Source organism: Clostridiaceae bacterium (assembly GCA_012840395.1).
In the GTDB taxonomy this organism is placed as follows: Bacteria; Bacillota; Clostridia; order Acetivibrionales; family DULL01; genus DULL01.
In genome coordinates this window covers 1-4,921 of record DULL01000082.1, presented here as the reverse complement: position 1 = coordinate 4,921, position 4,921 = coordinate 1, and the positions used below count along the sequence as shown (strand labels likewise).

Below are 4,921 nucleotides of genomic sequence, written 5' to 3'. Positions count from 1 at the left end.
TGCCCAATATTCACTGTATAATGAAGATAAGGGCAGAAACCATGAAAATCGGCGCTGCCCTTAAGTAACTATAACAAAATCTTATTTCAGATTTTTGAGTTTACACAAAACTTGAAACGGTCTCCTTAATTTGCTTAACTTTATATACTCCGGCAATAAATAAAAATAATTGCTGATACAGTTCGCGGGAGTATTTATATTAAACTGATAGAATATAATATTCTGTATATATTCAGAAGTGCTTCTTCGCTTAATTTAATAAATATAAAGTGACTTTATTTATAATAAATATATTCTAAATACTATATAATTACTGTAATGATATAATTAGCACTTGTATTATTACAAGATTAAATATAATATATAAGCGTTAAGAAAATTTACTTAATTTGTTAATACTTATTGCTTATGTAATATATATAAGCAAATGGCTAATAAAAAGTAAATTATAAAGTTCTAATTAAATAAACATAAAAACAGGGGGCATTAGTTTGAAAGCTTTCATTAACGGTACTATCATTACTCCTGATGGATTAATTGAAAATGGGGTTTTAATTACTCATAATGATAAAATTCTTCAGATTCTTGATAGCAAGGGAAAGGCACAAATCCCGGAACAGGCAGAGATAGTTGATGCTGAGGGACTTTACATAGCACCCGGATACGTGGATATTCATTGCCATGGAGGAGGAGAAAAATATTTTTTTCAGGATCCTGAAACTGCCCGGCTTTATCATCTGAAGGGAGGAACCACATCAGTTTGCGCCAGTCTGGGCTATACTTATTCACACCAGGAAACACTTGAATATATCAGCATTATATTAGAAGCATGCAGAAAGCCGGGAACCAATCTTGCTGGCATACACTTAGAAGGCCCTTATATCAATCCGAATTTTGGATCTAATGCAAAATTGTCACGTCCTATAAATCATACAGAATATAAAGAAATATATGAACTTGCAAAAGGTTATATCCGCCAATGGACTATAGCTCCGGAATTAGAGGGAGCTTCAGAATATGCTGACTTTATTCTGTCAAAAGGAATTACTTTGGCACTTGGACATACATGTGCTTCACCGGAGATTATCTATAGATTTATTGATAAAGGTGCAACAGTAATAACGCATTTATTTGATGCTATGGGCTGTCACCTGGGAAATGAATCTGTTAGAGTAACAGGAATTATTCAGGATACTGTTTGCGATGCTGTTCTATCAGTAGGAGACAGAGTATATACCGAGATAATATGTGATTCTCTTGCCATTCATGTTAAACCGGCTAACCTTAAAATGGTATATCGTTGTATAGGTCCTGAAAGAACAATATTAATTACTGATTGCACAATATCACGTTTCGATCAGTCGAACTTTGAAAAAAATGATATAAGAAGAAGTGCCCCTGATCTTAATTTCAATCAAAATGGAGGGCTTTCAGGAAGCAAACTGACTATGGAAATGGCAGCCAAAAATTATGTAAAATATACTGGTGCCAGTATCTGGGAAATTGTTAAAATGGCTTCTGAAAATCCTGCAAAGGCTGTAGGAATTTATGACAGAGTGGGTTCATTAGAACCTGGTAAGCTTGCAAATATTCTTTTACTTGACAGTGATTTAGCAATTCACAGAGTATATCTGGAGGGAATCTTACAGGAGTTCTAATAAATGAATGAACAAAAGAAAGTTTTAAGTACATAAGGATAATTGAATTTAACCAGGCATCAGGAAGTCTTTCGCTTCTATAAGCGGGAGCTGAATTAATGCAAATTATAATAACAACTTTGTTCAGTGGGGGATTGCAAGCCCCCCACTGAATCTCCGTGCGAAGCGAGTTTGCTTGCAAAGGGGTTTATATGTGATAATGGAGGAGATTTCTGTATGATGACCCACAGAGAACGGGTTTTAAGAACTTTCGCTTTTAAAGAAGTTGATAAAGTTGCATTCGACCTTATGGAGAATACATCCTGGCCTGAACTGGATTCCTTCTTTGCAAAAGAATACGGGCTTTATTCCACAGCAGAGATTCTTGATTTTCTGGATTGTGATTTCAGGTGGGCTTTCGCAAAATCACCATATACTAGCGGAGAAACTGGCCGGGACCATTTTGCTGACAACATTAGCGTAAACCTGTTAAAAGATGTTGAAAGCGTTGAGGAACTGGAACGGCTTTTCCACCCCAATCCTGATAACCGTATTATTCCTGATTTTGCTGCTATTAGAGAACAATATCCTGATCATGCAATAGTATTTTGCCCTCTCTGGATGCCTGCTTTTACTAACTGCTGTATGGATTTTGGGATGGAAGAAGCACTGTGTAAAATGTACACTTCACCTGAGATTATTGAAGCCTATGTTGAGATACATACTGAATGTGCCCTTGAGGTCCTTCGTAGAGGAATTGAAAAAGGAGCCGCAAAATATTGTGATTTTTACTGGATCGGTGATGATTTTGCAACTGAAAGAAACTTAATGCTGCATCCTGACATGTGGCGCAGATTTTTTAAACCATCCATAGAAAAACAGGTTCGTATGGCACGTGAAGCAGGACTTAAGGTTATATTCCATTCTTGCGGTGCCGTGGAGTCCATATATGAGGATTTAATAGAGATAGGTATAAGCGCACATTGTGGCGTGCAGACAAGTGCACACAATATGGATATAGAAAATCTCGCGAGAAAATACGGTGGGCGGTTTGTAATATATGGGGGCGTTGACGCACAAACAACTCTTATAAATTTTACACCTGAAGAAGTTGAGCATGAAGTTCGTCGAAATATTAAAGCTTTTGAAAACTGTGGAGATTATATTGTATCAAACTCACATCACGGTATGGCGGATATGCCGGGTGAGAATCTTATAGCTATGGCTCGCGGAGCCGGTAGAATCAAGTAAAGTCCTTTGGTCTGTATTAGTAACAGATTTCGAAAATTTCTGAGAAAAATCGAATATGTTAACATATTTACCCTTGTCGGCATATTATGTAAAGTAATTATATTTTGACAAGGAGTGAATATTTGTGTTTAACATGTTCAGAAATATAACACCGGTTAATGGCTTTGACGAGTATAATAGCTCAAATGCAAGACAGAACAATTATGCATGGTCCATGACTGAAATGCATGATTACCTTTATGTTGGAACAGGACGGAATATTTTTTATAGTGTCGCTAAACGGCTTCCCAGATGTACGGAGTTAATATCAGACTTCCTGAAGAACTTGAGCCGGATAATATTGATATGAGAGCTGAAATATGGAGATATAAAAAAGATGGCTCTGAGGGTACAAGGTGGACACGTGTATTCAAGGCTCCTGAAGGTGTATTAGGCTTTCGCTTCATGATATGTTATACCAGTCCAGAGACTAAAGAAACAGCTATTTATGCAGGAGCATTTACAACTACCCCTGAGTTGGCAATTTTTAAATCCACAGATGGTGTTAACTGGAAAAAACTTGATGACAATATTCCGGGTAATTCCACAAGAGCTATGGTTATTCATAAAGGATATCTTTATATGGCCGCTCTTGATGAAACTTCTGATGTACCAAGCGCTAAAATTTATGCTAGCACTGACCCTGAAAGAAATGGCTGGGAGCTTGTTACTCCACCGGGTAGTGACAGCAGTAAAAATCCTACCCAGGAAGTTGTTACAATGGCCAGCTTTAACGGACATTTATATGCTGCTACAGGAGGAAGCGAAGGCTTTGAACTTTGGAGAACCCTTGGAAACAGGCCAGAACCTGACAAATGGAAACTCGTTATTGACAAAGGAGCAGGAGATGCAACAAACATCGCACCTCTAACCCTTGGAACTTTTAAAAATCACTTATATGTGGGAGCTATCATGTTCCCGTTATCTACTAGGCTGAGACCGGAAGCATTTAAGCCTTTTGATTTAATAAGGATCAATACCCAGGACAGGTGGGAACTGGTTATTGGAGGCAATGCAATTGAACCTACTAATCCTACTACAGGTAAGCGCGGTAAAGCTTTAAGTAACCTTCCATCGGGGGCAGGCAGTCCTACCAATCTTTATTGCTGGCAGTTAAGAGAATTTAACGGCCGCTTTTATTTGGGAACCTTTGACTGGCTTGTACTGTTGTTGCCACTTCTAAGGGCAAATCTTCCTGCTATTTTGAGCAGACCTGATTTAATCAAATCAGAAGCATTTATTCGCTTTATGCTTGATTTAGTAAAGCTTCTGTCTGATTTAGATATTGATAAAAAGAAAGTTGTCAAAGGATTTGATATGTATAGTTCAAGAGATGGAATTCACTGGAGAAAAATTACACTGAATGGACTTGGTAACCCTCACAATTATGGCTTGAGAAACCTTTTTGTTTCAGAAAATGGGCGGCTTTATCTTGGAACTGCAAATCCATTTGACGGCTGTGAGGTGTGGGAGAGCACTTTTGTAAGCTATGATTCTTTGAAAGATAATTATACTCAGCATAATAATTGTGATGACAATATAAGTATAAATCTGAAGAACAGCATAAAACATTTTAAAATAGAATTAAGTGACAATATTGAATTAATGGGGAAAAGAGACGAATAACAAATACAGGAAGGCTTGAGCCTTCCTATACATAGTTCCTCTATTGAACGCATAGCTTCTTTATTTGCTCCTGCAGCAAATCTGGTTCATTCATTCCCTTTGTCTTTCATAAAAAATCACCAAACAAAATTTTCATAAAATTAAAATTTTCATAAAATTTATTACAGTAAACTTTCACCTATTTTTTTGCTCTACATAATATGTATTAGAGGTTTATGAGATAATAAGCCTTAAAAAATATAAGGAGCATTCCTGTAATGAAACAAACTGAACTTTGAAAATAGAAGTACCTCCTGTTAGAATACAGGGTGTAAGATCTGCAGGGCTTACCCCTAATGAATAAGACTAACAACGGAGGTACGTAATAT

Annotated in this window: 2 protein-coding genes and 1 pseudogene; all 3 read left to right on the top strand. The window is 36.8% G+C overall.

Annotated elements, in window-relative coordinates; translation table 11 throughout:
• Nucleotides 1-491: 491 nt before the first annotated feature.
• The 3 genes and pseudogenes from GXX20_09340 to GXX20_09330 all read left to right on the top strand — a co-directional run bounded on the left by GXX20_09340 (nucleotide 492) and on the right by GXX20_09330 (nucleotide 4,400).
• Entirely contained in the window at nucleotides 492-1,658 is a 1,167-nt protein-coding gene (locus GXX20_09340; protein HHW31857.1) for an N-acetylglucosamine-6-phosphate deacetylase, read from the top strand.
• A gap of 216 nt (nucleotides 1,659-1,874) precedes the next feature.
• On the top strand, nucleotides 1,875-2,888 hold the full coding sequence (locus GXX20_09335; protein ID HHW31856.1) for a hypothetical protein: 1,014 nt from the start codon (nucleotides 1,875-1,877) through the stop codon (nucleotides 2,886-2,888).
• A 124-nt stretch (nucleotides 2,889-3,012) separates the two neighbouring features.
• Nucleotides 3,013-4,400: pseudogene (locus tag GXX20_09330) on the top strand (hypothetical protein).
• Nucleotides 4,401-4,921 lie beyond the last annotated feature (521 nt).

What these genes read in the sequence shown, in the direction of transcription:
- GXX20_09335 (HHW31856.1), top strand. Translation starts at nt 1,875, where the DNA reads ATGATGACCCACAGAGAACGGGTTTTAAGAACTTTCGCTTTTAAAGAA.